Raw genomic sequence first — 15,463 nt, 5'->3', positions numbered from 1 at the left:
TCTTCCCTTTCGTTATAGTTGTCAGGTTATTTAGCGAGCTCAGCAACAACGGTTTCATCCGCTGCCTGGCCGCCGCCGGGGGCTGTTTTATCCGCCGGTAAGCGCAGTGCCATACCTTCTACTGGATATTGCAGCGCCGATACAATTAGCTGATCTTGATTCTCAACGCCATCTACCACCACCACCATGGCTCCCTGATCGCGCAGGGTAGTCACCTTTTTAAACTGTAATTTGCTGTCTGCAGATAGTACCGGTACTTTGCCATCCACCACCAAATGGCGCGGAATCAAAGCGGCTTGTTCCAATGACATTCCTTGAATTTCAGCGCGCACATAGCTGCCGTAGCGCAGCGGATGATGCGTCTCCTGATCTAATACTGCGGCGCCCTCCGAAGGCACCGCCAGGCCGTAAGGGTTGATCACCTGAGCCACTAGGTACGCCATGCGACTTTGCTCATCAATAACACCTTCAGTACGAATAATTCGCGCCATCCACTCGGCGGGCTCGCCTTGCAATTGCCCCTTAAGAACAACGTCGGTACCCACCCCCTGATCTTTCAAGTATTGCAATTGGTTGTCCGCCACTGGCAATCGAATTTCCGCTTCCGATATGGATAACACTTCACCCACGGCAGCCCCCGGATTGAGAAAGGTTCCCAAGGCGACCTCCCGGGCCTCTACCAGCGCGTGAAAGGGCGCGCGAATACGAGTCCGCTCCAGGTTTTTTTCAGCCCGTGCCAACGCCGCCTCTGCGGCTTTCACCCTCGCCTGTTCCTGTGCCAATTGTGGCTCGCGTAAACTCAAGGCGGTGGGCGTACGGTTTTTGATGCGGCTCCACTCATCCCGTGCCACGGCACCTAAAGCTTCTTCTTGCTGCAAACCAGCCCGGGCAGAAATCAGCGCGGCCTTGGCCTCTAGCACGTAGGCTTGGTAATCAGCGTCTTCAATCTGGGCCAGGATTTGCCCTTTTTTAACAAAGCCACCGCGCACGAATTCGGGCGCAATATAGCTCACTACGCCGCCCACCTGAGCTACCAGCTGGGTTTGGAACTTAGGCATGACCAAGCCCTGCGAAGCGACAGTTAACTGCATGGCTTGGAACTGGATGGGCTCGACTTTAACCAAGGGCGCCACGACCTCTGCCGCCTTTTCCTCCGGTGGCTTGCGCATGCCCTTTAACACCGCGAATACCGCAACGCAGGTAATTAGGATGACAAAGGGTAGGTAGACGCGCTTGTCCTTTAGCTTGCTCACGAACACGGTGATATTCCTGTGGTTAAAAAGGGTTATAAAGGTGAAAGCTATAGTAAAACAATGGTTTCAGATGTCACTAGCCAGAGATGTTGGATGCGACAAGTGGTGGGAGAGGCGGGATTGGGTGAAGGAACTAGCTAAGCCTATGTCTATTCGAACCTAATACGCCAACTACCATTTGCATAAAATGAAAAAAGGCCCACGAAGGGCCTTTACACTAGCAATCAGGCAGTACTCTGAGTGCACGCTAGGGTTCTACTGGGTAGCGCACTTGCCACTGGAACTCCCAGTCATTGTCGCCCGGCAGATCCACCTTAAGAAGCAACTTTGTCGTTTTCGAGTCTGTATAACTCGCGTCATTATTACCCGCCAAAGTCAGGCTAAATGGCCCTTCAGCTCGCGCATCGGGAGAGCCGTTACCCACGGTGTATTTCAACAGCCCAAATAATTGCAGTAGATTTGTATCCGATTCTTCTACAGACCACTCTAATTTAGTTCCGTTCGGGAGCGGGTTACTATTGCAATCACTCACCATTAAACCAGTAAAGCTCAAGGTACTATCAGCATCCGCAACTAGGTCGATAGTGGTGCCTCCGGGCATATTGCCTGGAAATGTGCCCAAATCTGCAAGACAGGCGGCATTTTGGGGCATAATAATTCGCAAATCGCGCCAAATAAAGGTGCTGTCCTCGCCTGAACAATCTGCAGCACCATTTACTCCCGATAAACACGGCCCATCCCAGGTAGCATTACCGGCGACGTTGTAAGCACCACTTTCGTCCGTATCCACGAAAAACTCGCCGCTGTCGTATGTATCGTTTTCGTTATTGTCGGTGTAGGGCTCCGCTATATCGCCAAACGACTCACCAGCTTCGTAAACGCTATTGCCGTTGGCATCCACAAAGCTTTCGGCTCCGCGCATATAGGCCAACACCTGAACACGTTGGTCCAGAGGTCTAGGAGCAGCGCTTATCCATTTCACTGTGCAGCGCCCATCGGTTAGTTCGCAAGAGCTATCCACTTTACCTGCCTCTGAGGAAACAAAGCGAACCAATGTGCCATTGGGCGGGCTATTACCAAATTGATCCGCAGCGATGACATTAATACTGACTTCTATACCGTCTGTATCGTACGCATCTGTGGGTTTTTGGTTATACGAGATAGAAAAACGATCATCGGCCGCAACGCCAGTGGAAATAACCACGTCAGTGGAGCCGCCCTGGATTTGCGTAGCATCGTGAGTGGCAAACACTTTGACGGTAGTCGCCGTTGTGCCGCTTTGCAGTACCGTTGTTACGTGCCCTTCGCTGTCGGTTACCCCAGTTTGCGTGCCGTTGGCCAGTGAAATACCACCTTCGGTTGTACTCAGGCTAAACGTCACAGGCTCGTTAACGATTGGCGCTGACTGCGCCCCCACTAATTTAAATGTGACTTGCGCCGTTTCAACGCCGCCAATCCCACGAAGTGACAATTGCTTCCGCGATACAGAAACAAACTCAACAGCCAATACCTGATCAGCTTCAATGTCCAAGTTTACGCTAGCCGTTAGCGTCGATGAGCCAACGGAGGTGGACGCCGTCACAGTGTCGGTCCCCGAGCAACCTAGCGGGGTATAAACAACCGATGCCAAGCCGCTGGTTGTCGCGACACTGGTCACTTCAGTACCGTTCTTTGTAAGCTCTGCTAGACCATTAGCCAAACAGTCTGAGGTGAAGCTCACACTGTAGGATTCTGTCACGGCCGCATTATTGCCATCGACCAAATTGACACTGATAGTAGCGGACGCCCCCGATTGAAGGGATGTTTTAGTGGTTGCCAAAGCACCCAATACAAAATTTGCACCTGTGCCATTACCGATTTTCACCACAGTGGTGCCGCCATCGGTCGAACCATCCGTACCAGAGCCAGTGCCACCGCCCGATGAATTTCCGCCTCCGGTGCCCGTAAACTTAGGCGCACTATCGCCACCGCCACCGCAAGCTCCCAACAGCAACACCCCCAGTAGGAGTACCAGCAGACTCGTAAAATTCCTTGTTTTCATGGCAATACCGTTTTCAGATCAAATGTATTCGCGAGCCTACTGCTGATGGGCGCTCGGCCACAGTAAGCACTATCATAGGTGAGCACAACTATAGCCCATCAAATATCTCGATACTAGCTTAAGATAAACGCCTAACTTAATAAATTTATTAGTAAAAGTGGCAGTAAGAGCGGGTTTTTAGATCGATGTGATGAAGTTATCAATTTCCGCTATCGCCTGGGCCACCGGGTGCGTTTCGCCCCCGCTCGCCGCAAAATAGAGTGCTGCCATGCTGGCCACATCGCTGGCGGTGGGCAAGGGTTTTCTTTCTATTACAAGCACTTGCATGCGCTCAAGGTAAATAAATTGAAGCCATTGTGTAAAACTCAGGGTGTCTACACAAAAGGGCGCCTGACTCGCTAATAAAGCGGGGGCAGGCCGCTCGCGGTGCCACTCGCCGGCCGCTTTCAGTGCCTGTGTCAAGGCCGCCAACATCTGCGCCAGGGCCGGATAATTCACCGCGCGATTCACAAACTAGCCCAGCGAGCGCCGAAATGGCGGCAGTGAATTGAGGATTGCTTTACCGTAGCGGCGGGTCAGCAGACGCTTATCCAGGATACTAATGATGCCGCTGTCACTTTCGGTGCGCAGTAAACGCCCGCAGGCTTGAACCAATTTCAAGGCGGCGTCGGGGACGGTAATTTCCATGAAGGGATTGCCGCCGCGGGCCTCGATCCATTCGGACAGCGAAGCTTCCACCGGATCATCGGGCACGGCAAAGGGGATCTTGGCGATAATGACATGCTGGCAATAGCCGCCGGGCAAATCCACGCCTTCGGCAAAGCTGGCAAGGCCAAAAAGGATGCTAGCATCGCCGCCGTCTACCCGGGCTTTATGGGTATTGAGCATCTCTTGCTTGGATTTATCGCCCTGCATGAGAATTTGCTCGCGCAGACTTAACGGCATACCGTCGTACACATCCAGCATTTGCCGGCGCGAGGCGAAGAGCACCAGACTGGCCCGCTGCTCGGCCAGTAACGCCGGCAGGTGCTCAATTATGGCGAGGGTATGGTTAACGCTGTCGCTGGCGTCCTGCGCCTCTGCCGGTACCCGCAGCAGCGCCTGATTGAAATCAAAGGGGCTGGGCACCACCGCGTAGTGGGCATTGTCCGGCGTTCCGGCGCGCATTTTCAGACGATCGAATTTGCCGAGTGCAGTCAGCGTGGCCGAGGTGATCACCGCGCCGCAGCAGCGACGCCACAAGCTGTACTCCAGCGTCCGGGCCGCCAGTATCGGGCTGGAACAAATTTCATAATCGACGCTGCCGCCAAAGTCCACCAGGCTGATCCAGCGCGCCTTGGGTAGCGCGCCCTTCACCTCGGGCTCGGCGTAACTGGCCCACAGCGCCAGGTTGGCCTCCGCGCGCGATTGCCAGACGCCGATCTGGGGAAACCAGGTTTCCAGGTCAACCTTGGGCACGTCGCAGTGGCTCGACTCCAGCGCCTCCTCAATTTCGCGGTTCATTTTACCCAGCAATTCAGCCAGCCGCTCAAAGGTTTGTTTGAGTTCCTGACTCACATCGCGCAGCGCCTCGGGCACCAGACCTTGCTCAAAGCGATAGCGCGGCGAGCGCTCCGGGTCTTCGATGCGTTCGGCCAATTGCGTCACCATGGGGTAGACCAGCTCCAGGTTACGCTTAACATCCTGCAGCGCAGAGGGCAATTGTTCGGCAAAACGGTCAATATTGCCTGCACCGCTAATTTCGCCCAGCATAGCGCCCTGTGCCTTGTTGGTTTGCTCAATCCATTTAAGCGTGCCGATGAGCCTGGAGTGTTCGGCAAAATGATTGAGCGCCTTGTCTGGCAAATGGTGGCCTTCGTCAAATATGTACAGGGTATCAGCCGGGTCTGGCAGTATCGCGCCGCCGCCCAGCGCTAGGTCGGCCAATACCAGGTCGTGGTTGGCAACGATTACATCAAAACTGCCCAGCGAATCGCGGGACTTGATAAAGCTACAGGACGACACATTCGAGCAGCGCCGGCCCGTGCACTGACGGTGATCGGTGGTAACTCGCGACCAAACCTGCGGCTCTATTTCATCGTGCCACTCGTCTTTGTCGCCAGCCCACTTGTTGGCCGCCAGCGCATCCATCATCGACTGGTAAATAGTGAGCGCCTGCTCATCCACCTGCGGGTATTCGTCTTCGTATAGAGCTTGATGACTGGCATTGGCGGCATCCACATCGGTGAGGATACGATCGAGCTTAGACAGGCACAGATAACGGCCGCGCCCCTTGGCGAGGGCAAAATTAAAACTCAAACCCGACTGGCGTTTGAGGTCGGGCAGGTCCTTATAAACAATCTGCTCTTGCAGCGCCACCGTTGCCGTCGACACCACCAATTTTTTTCCCAACGCCTTAGCCACGGGAATCGCCGCCAGCAGATAGGCAACGGTTTTACCCGTGCCAGTGCCCGCTTCGACCACGCAAATATGGTTTTCGCCCACGCGCACGCCCTCGTCGTCCAGCTCGATGCCGCCCAGGGTGCGGGCAATTTCGGCAATCATCAATTTTTGACCGTAGCGCGGCTTCAGTTCTCGCGCCTCCAAAAATTGGCTGTAGGCGCTTTGAATAGCTTTCTTTACATCGCCCTGCAGCGGCATTAGCGGTACGCTCTTTTACGGTTCATGCGTTTAAAAATTCCGGGGAAAAATCGTTTTACCATGGGCGCCAAAGCACTGATGCCGCGACCAATTATCACCTGATCGCGCCCTTGTTCAATCGCGTCGAGAATTGCACGCGCACATTCATCGGCACTGATCCCGCTCTCAATGCCGGGCTCCATTTGGCCCAATGGAACCCCCTCAGGCGTCAACGAATTTATGGAGATTTGAGTTTTCACCCAACCGGGGCACGCCACTGTCACCTGTAACTGACCGTGGGTTTCCGCCCGCAAGCTCTCCATAAATCCCATCAGCGCATGTTTAGACGCGCTGTACGCCGAGCGTCCCTGCGAGCCCACCAAGCCGGAGACACTGGCCACAGACGCGACAATGCCCCGCCCAGAGGCCAGGAGTTTTGGCAGCAAAGCTTTGGTGATAGCCACGGCTCCCAGGTAGTTCACTTCCATCACGCGCCGGTCTACCGAAAACTGCGTTTCATCGGCGCGCCCTCGTTGAGTTATGCCCGCATTGTTTATCAACAGGTCCACCGTCTGGTCTGCCACCAGCGCTCGTACCGAATGAAACACCGCTTCGGGCTGAGATAAGTCCAACACCTGAACGGTGTGATTGTCAGCATTAGGCAAAACTGCCCGTAACTGCTCCAGCTGCGGGCGACGCCTAGCGCACAGAGTTAGATGGGCGCCACGCGCAGCAAGTTGCCGCGCCAATGCCTCGCCAATGCCCGAGGATGCTCCCGTTAACCACACCCGTTTATCTTCAAAAAAATCTGCCATGATGTAAGCTTCCCTACTAGCATTCCCTCTGGTGTTTGCGGTGGCAGTGCCACCACTGCCATTGTAACCTTGGCAACACAGTCGGCACAGGCGCCACAGTGTACCCTATTCGCACTAGGCCATCCGGCACATTGCCAGCGGCGTTGGTTTGCGCGACAAGCGCGCCCCTAAAAGTAAAGGCCCAAAATGATTGACCCCAAATACCGCCCAGCCGTTATATTGTCGTTAAGCGCACTGCTGCTGATTGTGCTCAGCAGCCTGATTACCTACTTAGCCAGCCAGTCGATAAACAGCTCTCGGTCGGCCGATGCAAATACCAAGCGCGCCTTGGGCGTGGTGACTAATCGGCCCAAATTTGATGCCTTTGCCGGAGCCGGTGTCTGCCAGAGCGCCATAAAAAACGGCGTAGCCGGTAAAATCATCACCATGCACCTGGACACGCGTTCCGCGCGCTACGACGATTTTGAGCGCACCAACACACTGCTGTTTATTTTAGACGTGGTGCCCGAAGGCCAACAATTTTTAAGCGAACAGCTCTCCACCACCAATCTGCACGCACAATGCATTACCTCTGCCGACGACAATCGGCTAGTTAACCTGATAGTGGCGCCTGCGTCTGAACTTTAATGCAGACTCAGTGGCCGCCTGTTAACTTGGCGTATACGGGGTTGGCGTAAATACCCAGTAACAAGTCCCGCTGTTCTGGATTCAACCCCTGAATGCGCGCCTCCAGTTCGGTGCGCTCATCGGGGTAGCGCGCGGGATCAAAGGGAGCACCGTCTTCGCCTACGCCAACTTTGGGCACTTCGCCCGTGAGCATTTGAAATGCCAGGCAATTACTGGGAAATAGGACATAACGACTAAGCACTTGCCGATCGATTTCGGCGGCCACCTCGTCGGTACCCTGAAAATCGCCGCGGATAACATCGCCGAAACTTAAATGGATATGGCCTTTGTAGCCGTTGATGCCGGCGGCAATACTGGCGACGTCTTCATGCTCGCCCTTTTGATAGGTGCCTTCGGTTTTTAACAAATATAACTCGCGACTTTTCGCTAAATCGCAGGGGTCCCATTCGTAGGAAATAGACACAGGAACAATGTTCAGTTCGGCAATATACTCACCCAGTGGTTGGGTTTTCGGACGGCTGAGTGCAAACATGCCCACCACTGCCGAATTCGTTTTATCGCGACCGTCTTTGGCGCGCCCTTCGCGCTGCGCCACCCAAATATTTGACTTTTCCTCGCACAGAGCGTGGTGAATATAGGACGACAAGTACTTCGCCGCTTTCAACTTTTCACGGGGCGCCTTGGCAGACCGATTGACGATAAAACTTTTGTTTAATCGCATCAAATCGGAGACATAGGGCTTAGTGAGCAGGTTGTCACCGATGGCAATTTGCAGGGTCTGAAACTCATTGAGAAACAACACATAGTTCACCAGCGCTGGATCCATGGCGATGTCTCGGTGGTTGCTCACAAACAGGTAGGCCTGGTTGCGATCCAGCTTTTCCAGGCCACTGGCGCTGACGCCGCGCGATTTTTCGTCCAACATTGCGCGCAAATAGTGCGAGACTAACTCCTGCAAAGCGTCGACACTGTTAATACCCGATAATTGTGCCTTTAACTTCATCGCCACCAGCGGGCGGATTACCCAGGGTAACAACTTGTTTAATGTGGGAAATTTCAGCGCCGCCACTGCGGCATGCAGCTCGGGATCTTTTACAATCCGGGCCAGAACTGCGGGCACTTCGTCGTCGCGATAGGGCCTGATGTCGTCAAATTCGCTCATGAATACGTGTCTTTGCGTTAGGTCCGAACCACCAAAAATATCTGGTTTGACCTGGGATTATAGTAGGCCGACGGTTGACGCAGCGCGGTGCCTAGCACAGCATCGCCCTCAACGCGCTTTGGGCCCTCGCCGTCCAATTGGCGAAAAGCTGGCAAAAATACCGAAAAAGGATGAGAAATGCTACCTAAAGACTGCCCTTGCTGTAGTGGCCATCGCTATAGCGATTGCTGCGCGCCACTGCACGAGGGGGCTGTGGCTGACAGCCCCGAGGCGTTGATGCGCTCGCGCTTTAGCGCCCACGCCCTGGGTAATATCACTTATATATTGTCCAGCTGGGCCAGCGCCGGCCGTGCTGAGGTCGACCGCGAGGCTCTCGCCCACTGGCTCACCCACGCTCGCTTTGGTCAATTAATCGTGCGCCATGCCGACGATCACAGCGTGGAATTTGAGTGCTGGTACACCCAGGCGGAGCAACTGCACCACCTGCACCACCTGCACGATCTGTCGCTGTTCTGTCGGGAAGAAGGCCATTGGCGCTACCTCCAAAGCCGCGCGCCTCAGCTCGCACCCACCTCGATCGGGCGCAACGACCGCTGCCCCTGTGGACTTGGCAAAAAATTCAAACAGTGTTGTCAGGGGCGCTTGGCTTAGTCGGCGGCCCCTCCTGTGGGTAGTTCGCGCACCGACTCCTCCAGCGCGTGCATGGCATCCTCCAGCTGTTCATCGCACAGGTAGGGTGCCGGCCCCATGCGCAACCACTGCTTGCGGTAGTCCGTGTGCACGCCGCGATCGCGCATCATCTCAGACAGCTGCTGCGCGTAGGGCGTAGTGAACGATAAAAACCCACCCATATACTCCAGTGCTGTGGAGAGACAAATGGTCGCCGGCTCAAAGCCCAAGCGATTAAAGCTTTTGGCCAAGTGTTCTAGTTGATGGTGGTGGACTTCATCCAGAAATTCCGGTGTGAGCGCCCTGCGGTTAAAATAGTCAAACACCTTGGCGGCGCGAAATACCGGCAGCATATCCTGGCTAGAACCATTAAAACGGGCGCCGCCATCGGCATAGGCCAAGGGCGTCTGCGCCGGGCTATCGACAACGGGGTCAAAATCGCCGAACCAGCCGCTGATTACCGGCCGAAACGCCCGCCCCTCTGGCACGTGCATAAAGGCGATACCGCTGCCCATCTGGCAGTACTTGGCGCCGCCGCCTACCACGAATGCCTGCGCAAGGTTGTAATCTGCCACGGAAAACGACAGCACATTGATAGAGTGGTAGGCATCCACGAACAACTCCACACCCTGGGCCGCGCACAGTGGCATCAAGGTATCCAACTCCAGGCTTTGGTGACCCGTTTCAAAATTGACCGAGGACGCGCATACCGCCGCCGTCTTGTGGTTAATGTGCCGGCCCAGTCGCTCCACCAGGGTACTGGCGGGGTTGGCGGGCTCAACAATCAACTCAATACCGGCCTCGGCCAAGCGCACCAGCTGGCGTGCAACCGACGGGTACTCCGCATCGCTGGTGACAATGCGCGGGCGCTCTCCTAATGGCAAGGCCGACAAAAACCGGATAAACAACTCGTGCACGCTAGTGCCCAGGGCAATGTTGTCCGGCTTTGCCTCTATCAGCTGGGCAAATCCACTGCGCACCTGCGCGGCTACCCTGAACTCCTCCTCAAACCGCTCTTCGCCATAGCGGTTTAAGCAGTCCCAATGCTGCTGATAGGCCTCACCGGCGCAGTCGGGCATGGCCTGGTGAATATGCCCGGTGAGCATAATGCGCGCGCCCACTGCGGCATGCTGATAATCCTGGGCCAAGATGTTGGGTGACTGTTGAATCTCGACTAGCTGAGGCATTGCACTTCCTTAGGGCGAGGCGGGCTTGTTGCCAGTATAGCCAAGGCATTAAAAGTCACCGCAGCGGGCGCGAAAGTGCGATAAAATCCGCCCCCCGAAACAGGAGACCCCATGACTCAGGACAGCAGCCACAGCGCGCCCAGCATTCTCAGCCTGACGGCCTTTTTCGAACACTTGGGCCTTCAATGGCGCCTGCAAGACTGCGGTGTACGGCTGCAGGGAGTGCCCCGCAATCTGTGGCTGCAAGTGGAGGCAGGCGAGCAGCCTTACCCTCACCCCTACCTGGGACAAGCCCACCTGGCCTTCGTACTTTGGGCCGAGGACCGAGTACAGTCGCCCAACATCTGGTGGTTTAAGTTGCCTCTGGACGAACAGGGCAAGCTGTCACTGCCCGAGCGCGACGGCCTGTTGCGCCAACTGGTAGACGCCCTGGCCCGTAATTTAGCCGCCGCCGAGGCAGGTCGCCCCCCCAAGGGACTGCTTGAACACAACCCCTACGTCTGGGCACCAAACGACAGTCAGCAGGCCATGCTGCACGCGCGGCTGACCGCGCAACTAAAATTGCCGGCCAGCCAGCACTACGCCGATGCACTGCATTACTTGGCCGAAGGACCCTGGGCACACTGGCAGGCGCTGGGGCTACAGGGCCTGGCTGATGTGGTGGCGCGCAGCGCGGAAGCGGCCCCCCTCAAGGCACTGAAAGCGGCAGTCCCGGGCGTGCCGGCTCCCGTACTCATCGCCCTCTGTCAGCTGCTGGAGCACCAGCCACTGGGCGCAGGACTCAGCCAAGCGCTGATAAATCGATTAGCCGCGGCCTGCGATAGCGAAAGTACGGCGGAAATAAACGCCTGCCTGCGCGCCTTGGCCGCCAGTGAAGCGGAGGGCCTGGTCGCCCAGGCGCTGGCATTAGCCTTGGCCAAGCCGCTCGACGCCGAGGCGCTGGTGACCCTGGCGACACGACACGGTGCGCGCCTGGCGGCATCGGCATCGGCGCTCGCGTTTTTAGAGCAGGTGGCCGCGCTGGGCCAAATGGCCTTTAACCGCATCCTGGCAGAATTGCTGTTCCAGCCCGGTCAGCGCGCTGCCTGGCTTGCCCATTTTCGCACTGCCGACCGCTCAGACCGGCTTAGCGGCGCCATTGGCGGCTTGCTCAGCACCTCCCACTGAAATGCCTGGGGCGGGCGCCGCCCCCTTGCGCAGCCGATCGAGCATCAGTGCAGGCCCCGCGGCCAAGAGCAAAGCCAATAGTAATGCCGCCACCGCCACCCACAGCATGGCCACATAGGCGTCGCTGTGTGCGCCTGCATCACCCACCATGCGCGCCGCCACCAGCGAGCCAGAGGCTAGCCCCATTTTCGAGGCAAAGCCCGCCAACGCCGCCATGCGGCCCTCTGCGTCAAACTCAGCAGCCATCCCCAGCAGGTAGGCGATCACAAATGCCCAGGTAATGCCGACCAGGCAATTGGCGACGGCAAACAGCCCTGCGTGCCCCGCATACAAGAGCGCCCAGGTGGCCACCAGCGTCATTGCCATCGTCAACGTAAGAGGCAGTAAGCGCCCGGTGCGGCCGGAAAACACAATCACCAGCACTGCGCCCACCACCCCCAACCAAGCCGCAATGCCCAGCCAGCGGGTGATGTAATCGAGCACCAGACCGTGCGACTTTGCCAGCCCCATAATGACTGCGTAAGGGCCGTTGTTTCCGGCCTGAAACAAAAATAAGGCGGCCAAGGTTGCCAGTAAAGGCCACCAAGCGATACCGCCCGAGACGCTTTCCAATGGCCGGGCCGTCGGCGCCAGCACGGGGTAATCCGGCAGTAGCGCCAAGAGTGCCAAGCTGGTGGCGCTGAACAGCATCAGACACCAAAACAGCACATCGGCACCGTACTCCGGCACCAGCGTGGGCAACCACATGACGCCCAGGCCACCCAGGCCGTACTGCACCACCAGCAGTACGCCAAAGGTGCGCGCCGGTTGGTGGGTGCGCGCAAAAATGCTGTAGGCAATTCCCACTAAAAGGCCACCGAGTACGCCGTGCCCGCCGCGAATCCACACCAGCCATTCGGGCGATAGCAATATGGCCGAGGCAAAGTCCACGACAATTAATAGGCACAGCAGCGCAGCACAGCAACTGCGCCAGGGCAAACGCCCCGCCAGTGGTACCGCCAGCAGTGCACCCACAGCGGCGCCGTAGATATTGGCCGAGCCAATTTGGCCGGCATCTGCCGTGCTATAACCGCGACCCGTTACCAGGCCATCCACCAGGGCCGGCAATATGTTGACGTAAAAAAAGCCCGCCGTGGCCACCATGGCCAAACACAATCGAGCCATAAGGCCGTGCGGCGATCGCCGGGGCAGCCCCCACCAAGCGTGGCTAAGCTGTTCATTATTTGCGCTCGCTGTTTGCATCATACCTGGTCTCAATCGGTTAAATTTCTTACGGAATCCCACTCGCCCCACTTGGCTCGACTTAGCGCCACTGGCCGGCATCAACCCGGCCAGTGGCTTGGGCTGGGCGCCAGAGGTCTATTGGCACAGGGGCGCTAATTTATGCGCCTCTTGTGCGGCGTCCATCCACAGATAGGTGTCGTTGTCCGAGAAGTAGTAGTAGCTCAAGCCGTTGGGTAGCATCAGCACACTGATCCCACCATAACCCGACATGAACGGCACCCACAAAGGATTGCTGCAATTGAGGTTAGCGCTGATTTCATGCGCCCAAAAGCCGTTGTTGTAGCGGTAGTCCGTGAGTGGCACTGTGCCGCGATCTGAGCTGTTGCGCTGCATGGCAGCATCCAACAACGATTGATCCAGCATCGCCACGCCGTTGATTTTGCCGTCGGCCACATTGAGGAAATTCACCAGTTTCGCCACATCGTCGCGCTGGAAAACCAAGCCCCAGCCGGCGAAGGGCTGCGCCACGCTGTCGTAGGTACGGCGACTTACCTGGGCCGTCGGACTAATGCCCAGCGGCTTCCACAAATCGTCCACAATCACATCGGCAAAAATATCGGCGCTGGCGCCGGCTTGGGCTTTCAAATACGCATTCATGGCGGTGCCCAAGGCATAAGTATCGGACGTGTGATAGACCCACTGCGTGCCCGGCGCCACCTTGCGATCGTAATAGCCGCAGCTGTAACTGATTTTACTGGCGTGATCTTCCGGTAAAAATAAATCGTTGGTATGGGTGCGACCCTCATCGGTCATGTAACCCGCCGAGCCATAGTTACCAGTGGCCATGTCGCTGGCATGCTCGAAGGTGACATCACCCCAATTGCCCGAGGCCGCACAATCGGCAATCCAATCGCCTATCATTTGTCCGCTGGCGCCTGCATAGCGCTTCGCCAGCCGCATTAAGGCTGTGCCTGCAAACACAGTTTTTGCCGTGGAATAAGACGGCACTGTCAACACATCACAGTAGGGGTATTCGCCTGCACGGGTACCACAACCGCCCACATAATTGATACCTTGATAGGTGACGCCAAACACTGTCATGTGTGCGGGGTCGGTTTCTGCTGTGCTGCCAAATTGATTGGGATCAATGCCAGGGTAATCCTGCGCCAGGGCACTGATCGGCTTGGTGGGCAAGCGCGCCGCCACTTCAGATTGGTAATCTGCTTTCAGCGACGCGGCATTTGCCACCGCCTGCGGCGTATAGCTGGCCGCCAACCGGCCCCACATATCAAACTTAAAATACAGGCAAGTTTCACTGCTAATTTGATAGGCCACATTGGACACGCTGCCATCATTTTTAAACAGGAAACTCATAACGCCATTGTGCATACAATTGGCATTTTTTTGATGCAGCGCGAAGGGAATAGCCGCCCGCGAAAAGCCATTGTCGCCATTTTCATTCCACACGCGACCGGGCTGCAAAATATACTCCCACTCCGGGTGGCTATTGGCCAATGTGCCGCGCTCAGCCGGTACCAAATGCGTGCCGGTTTGTACAAATTCGTAATCAAATTCGGGCAGATGTTTGCGGCTGCTATCGCCATTGCCAGTGTAGCGAAAGGTGTCTTTAAGTTCGTCAAAGGCGCCACTGCTGCTTTCGTTGTGCAACTGCAGTCGGCCTTCAAACTGATGCGCTGGCTGCGCCGCCTGCGCGGGTAATGCAAAGGCGTCCATTGGCACCAACACGCCATTTGCCGGCGTGCCGGTCAATTCGCTGAAGCTCAGCTCAGTGCGCGCAACCGCGCCAGAACCCGACAGTGGATCGTAGTTATCCACCACTGTGCCCGGCTCACTTCCGGTACCGCTCAAAGCTATCTGCAGCGGGTTTTCATCGGCATCGTTATTGGACAGCGTTAAGGTAGCGCTGGCGTGACCGGTAACGACAGGTGTAAATGCGAGGGTAATATCGCAACTACTACCGCCCGACAAAGACTGGCCAGAACAATTATCGGCCACCACATTGAATGGTGCACTGACGGCGCTTAAACCTCCCAGATTTAAAGGGGCATTTCCGATATTCGATACACTCACCGTGCGCTGTGCGCTATCGCCCAGGTTGACCGAACCAAAGGCTGCACTGCCCGACAATTCAATTTCTGGCGCGGGGGTCAGGCCACCGAGCGTGGCCGTAACCAACACCTCATCGCCCCAACAGTAGTCGCCCAATAAATCTCCCGTACCGCGAAATCGCAACTGCACACCGCTGTTATCATCGGCGCCGGCGGGGTTGGCGCTGGCGGTGTAAAAAGTGCCAGTATCCTGACCGTCGGCCAATTCCAGCATTTGTATCCAACTGGCGCCAGCATCCAAGGAGTACTCCGCATAGCAGCGATCACTACCCTCAAGACCCGTGGCCGCGAGCTGCATACTCATGTGCACATCCGAATAACCGGTGGCATTTACGCTGTGGGTTGCACTGGCCGTCTGCTTTAAACGCACACTGTAATTGCCAACGGCCTGGGTTCCGCTCACGGCAACATTGCCGCTAGTAGCCCAGCCGTTACTGTCGCCGTCTTCAAAATTTTCACTAAACAATGTGTCCGCCGTCGCTGTGCTGGTTAGCGCGGCCAGCAGGCAAACAGATAATAAATTGGCTTTTAACATTCTTATCGCCCTGTGTTGGTGAGTTGACGTTGCAC

The 15,463-nt window shown here is 56.4% G+C and carries 12 protein-coding genes; 3 read left to right on the top strand and 9 right to left on the bottom strand.

The window, feature by feature from the left end; all coding sequences use genetic code 11:
* Nucleotides 1–26 precede the first annotated feature (26 nt).
* The 5 genes from ACW8F6_RS03830 to ACW8F6_RS03810 all read right to left on the bottom strand — a co-directional run bounded on the left by ACW8F6_RS03830 (nt 27) and on the right by ACW8F6_RS03810 (nt 6,728).
* Entirely contained in the window at nt 27–1,253 is a 1,227-nt protein-coding gene (locus ACW8F6_RS03830; RefSeq protein ID WP_491574519.1) for an efflux RND transporter periplasmic adaptor subunit, read from the bottom strand.
* 247 nt (nt 1,254–1,500) lie between these two features.
* Nucleotides 1,501–3,120, bottom strand: a complete 1,620-nt coding sequence (locus ACW8F6_RS03825; RefSeq protein ID WP_491574518.1) for a hypothetical protein — start codon at nt 3,118–3,120, stop codon at nt 1,501–1,503.
* Nucleotides 3,121–3,471: 351 nt separating this feature from the next.
* Nucleotides 3,472–3,792: a YqcC family protein gene (locus ACW8F6_RS03820; protein ID WP_491574517.1), complete on the bottom strand. Its 321-nt coding sequence runs from the start codon at nt 3,790–3,792 to the stop codon at nt 3,472–3,474.
* Nucleotides 3,793–3,807: 15 nt separating this feature from the next.
* Nucleotides 3,808–5,934 carry an ATP-dependent DNA helicase DinG gene (dinG, locus tag ACW8F6_RS03815; RefSeq protein ID WP_491574516.1) on the bottom strand — a complete coding sequence of 709 codons (2,127 nt, stop codon included), beginning with the start codon at nt 5,932–5,934 and terminating at the stop codon, nt 3,808–3,810.
* Nucleotides 5,934–6,728, bottom strand: a complete 795-nt coding sequence (locus ACW8F6_RS03810; RefSeq protein WP_491574515.1) for an SDR family oxidoreductase — start codon at nt 6,726–6,728, stop codon at nt 5,934–5,936. Before ACW8F6_RS03810 ends, dinG begins: the two co-directional genes overlap by 1 nt.
* A 186-nt stretch (nt 6,729–6,914) precedes the next feature.
* Between ACW8F6_RS03810 and ACW8F6_RS03805 the strand changes: the two genes are divergently transcribed.
* Complete coding sequence (locus ACW8F6_RS03805; RefSeq protein WP_491574514.1) at nt 6,915–7,355, top strand: hypothetical protein; 441 nt, start codon at nt 6,915–6,917, stop codon at nt 7,353–7,355.
* 7 nt (nt 7,356–7,362) lie between these two features.
* Here ACW8F6_RS03805 and ACW8F6_RS03800 read toward each other — a convergent pair whose 3' ends face one another.
* The gene (locus ACW8F6_RS03800) at nt 7,363–8,517 is read right to left on the bottom strand and encodes a 1-acyl-sn-glycerol-3-phosphate acyltransferase (RefSeq protein ID WP_491574513.1); all 1,155 of its coding nucleotides are present in this window, start codon (nt 8,515–8,517) and stop codon (nt 7,363–7,365) included.
* 252 nt (nt 8,518–8,769) lie between these two features.
* Here ACW8F6_RS03800 and ACW8F6_RS03795 point away from each other — a divergent pair, with 252 nt between their 5' ends.
* Nucleotides 8,770–9,168 carry a YchJ family metal-binding protein gene (locus tag ACW8F6_RS03795; RefSeq protein ID WP_491574512.1) on the top strand — a complete coding sequence of 133 codons (399 nt, stop codon included), beginning with the start codon at nt 8,770–8,772 and terminating at the stop codon, nt 9,166–9,168.
* On the opposite strand, the gene ACW8F6_RS03790 is transcribed toward ACW8F6_RS03795, so the two are convergent.
* The gene (locus ACW8F6_RS03790) at nt 9,165–10,373 is read right to left on the bottom strand and encodes an aminotransferase class V-fold PLP-dependent enzyme (protein ID WP_491574511.1); all 1,209 of its coding nucleotides are present in this window, start codon (nt 10,371–10,373) and stop codon (nt 9,165–9,167) included. The genes ACW8F6_RS03795 and ACW8F6_RS03790 overlap by 4 nt on opposite strands.
* A gap of 111 nt (nt 10,374–10,484) precedes the next feature.
* On the opposite strand from ACW8F6_RS03790, the gene ACW8F6_RS03785 reads away from it, so the two are divergent.
* Nucleotides 10,485–11,540: a DUF3549 family protein gene (locus tag ACW8F6_RS03785; RefSeq protein WP_491574510.1), complete on the top strand. Its 1,056-nt coding sequence runs from the start codon at nt 10,485–10,487 to the stop codon at nt 11,538–11,540.
* Here the strand turns inward: ACW8F6_RS03785 and ACW8F6_RS03780 are convergent.
* Both ACW8F6_RS03780 and ACW8F6_RS03775 read right to left on the bottom strand, forming a co-directional pair.
* Complete coding sequence (locus ACW8F6_RS03780) at nt 11,490–12,704, bottom strand: MFS transporter (protein ID WP_491574509.1); 1,215 nt, start codon at nt 12,702–12,704, stop codon at nt 11,490–11,492. The genes ACW8F6_RS03785 and ACW8F6_RS03780 overlap by 51 nt on opposite strands.
* Before the next feature lie 195 nt (nt 12,705–12,899).
* Nucleotides 12,900–15,428, bottom strand: a complete 2,529-nt coding sequence (locus ACW8F6_RS03775) for a choice-of-anchor D domain-containing protein (RefSeq protein WP_491574508.1) — start codon at nt 15,426–15,428, stop codon at nt 12,900–12,902.
* Between the last annotated feature and the right edge of the window lie 35 nt (nt 15,429–15,463).

This window comes from Simiduia sp. (genome assembly GCF_058345725.1).
This window is presented reverse-complemented; position numbering and strand designations above follow the sequence as displayed.

Excerpts from the sequence above, each read along its gene's own strand:
- dinG (WP_491574516.1), bottom strand. The coding sequence starts at position 5,934 with ATGCCGCTGCAGGGCGATGTAAAGAAAGCTATTCAAAGCGCCTACAGC.
- ACW8F6_RS03810 (WP_491574515.1), bottom strand. The coding sequence starts at position 6,728 with ATGGCAGATTTTTTTGAAGATAAACGGGTGTGGTTAACGGGAGCATCC.
- ACW8F6_RS03805 (WP_491574514.1), top strand. The coding sequence starts at position 6,915 with ATGATTGACCCCAAATACCGCCCAGCCGTTATATTGTCGTTAAGCGCA.
- ACW8F6_RS03800 (WP_491574513.1), bottom strand. The coding sequence starts at position 8,517 with ATGAGCGAATTTGACGACATCAGGCCCTATCGCGACGACGAAGTGCCC.
- ACW8F6_RS03790 (WP_491574511.1), bottom strand. The coding sequence starts at position 10,373 with ATGCCTCAGCTAGTCGAGATTCAACAGTCACCCAACATCTTGGCCCAG.
- ACW8F6_RS03785 (WP_491574510.1), top strand. The coding sequence starts at position 10,485 with ATGACTCAGGACAGCAGCCACAGCGCGCCCAGCATTCTCAGCCTGACG.
- ACW8F6_RS03780 (WP_491574509.1), bottom strand. The coding sequence starts at position 12,704 with ATGGCTCGATTGTGTTTGGCCATGGTGGCCACGGCGGGCTTTTTTTAC.
- ACW8F6_RS03775 (WP_491574508.1), bottom strand. The coding sequence starts at position 15,428 with ATGTTAAAAGCCAATTTATTATCTGTTTGCCTGCTGGCCGCGCTAACC.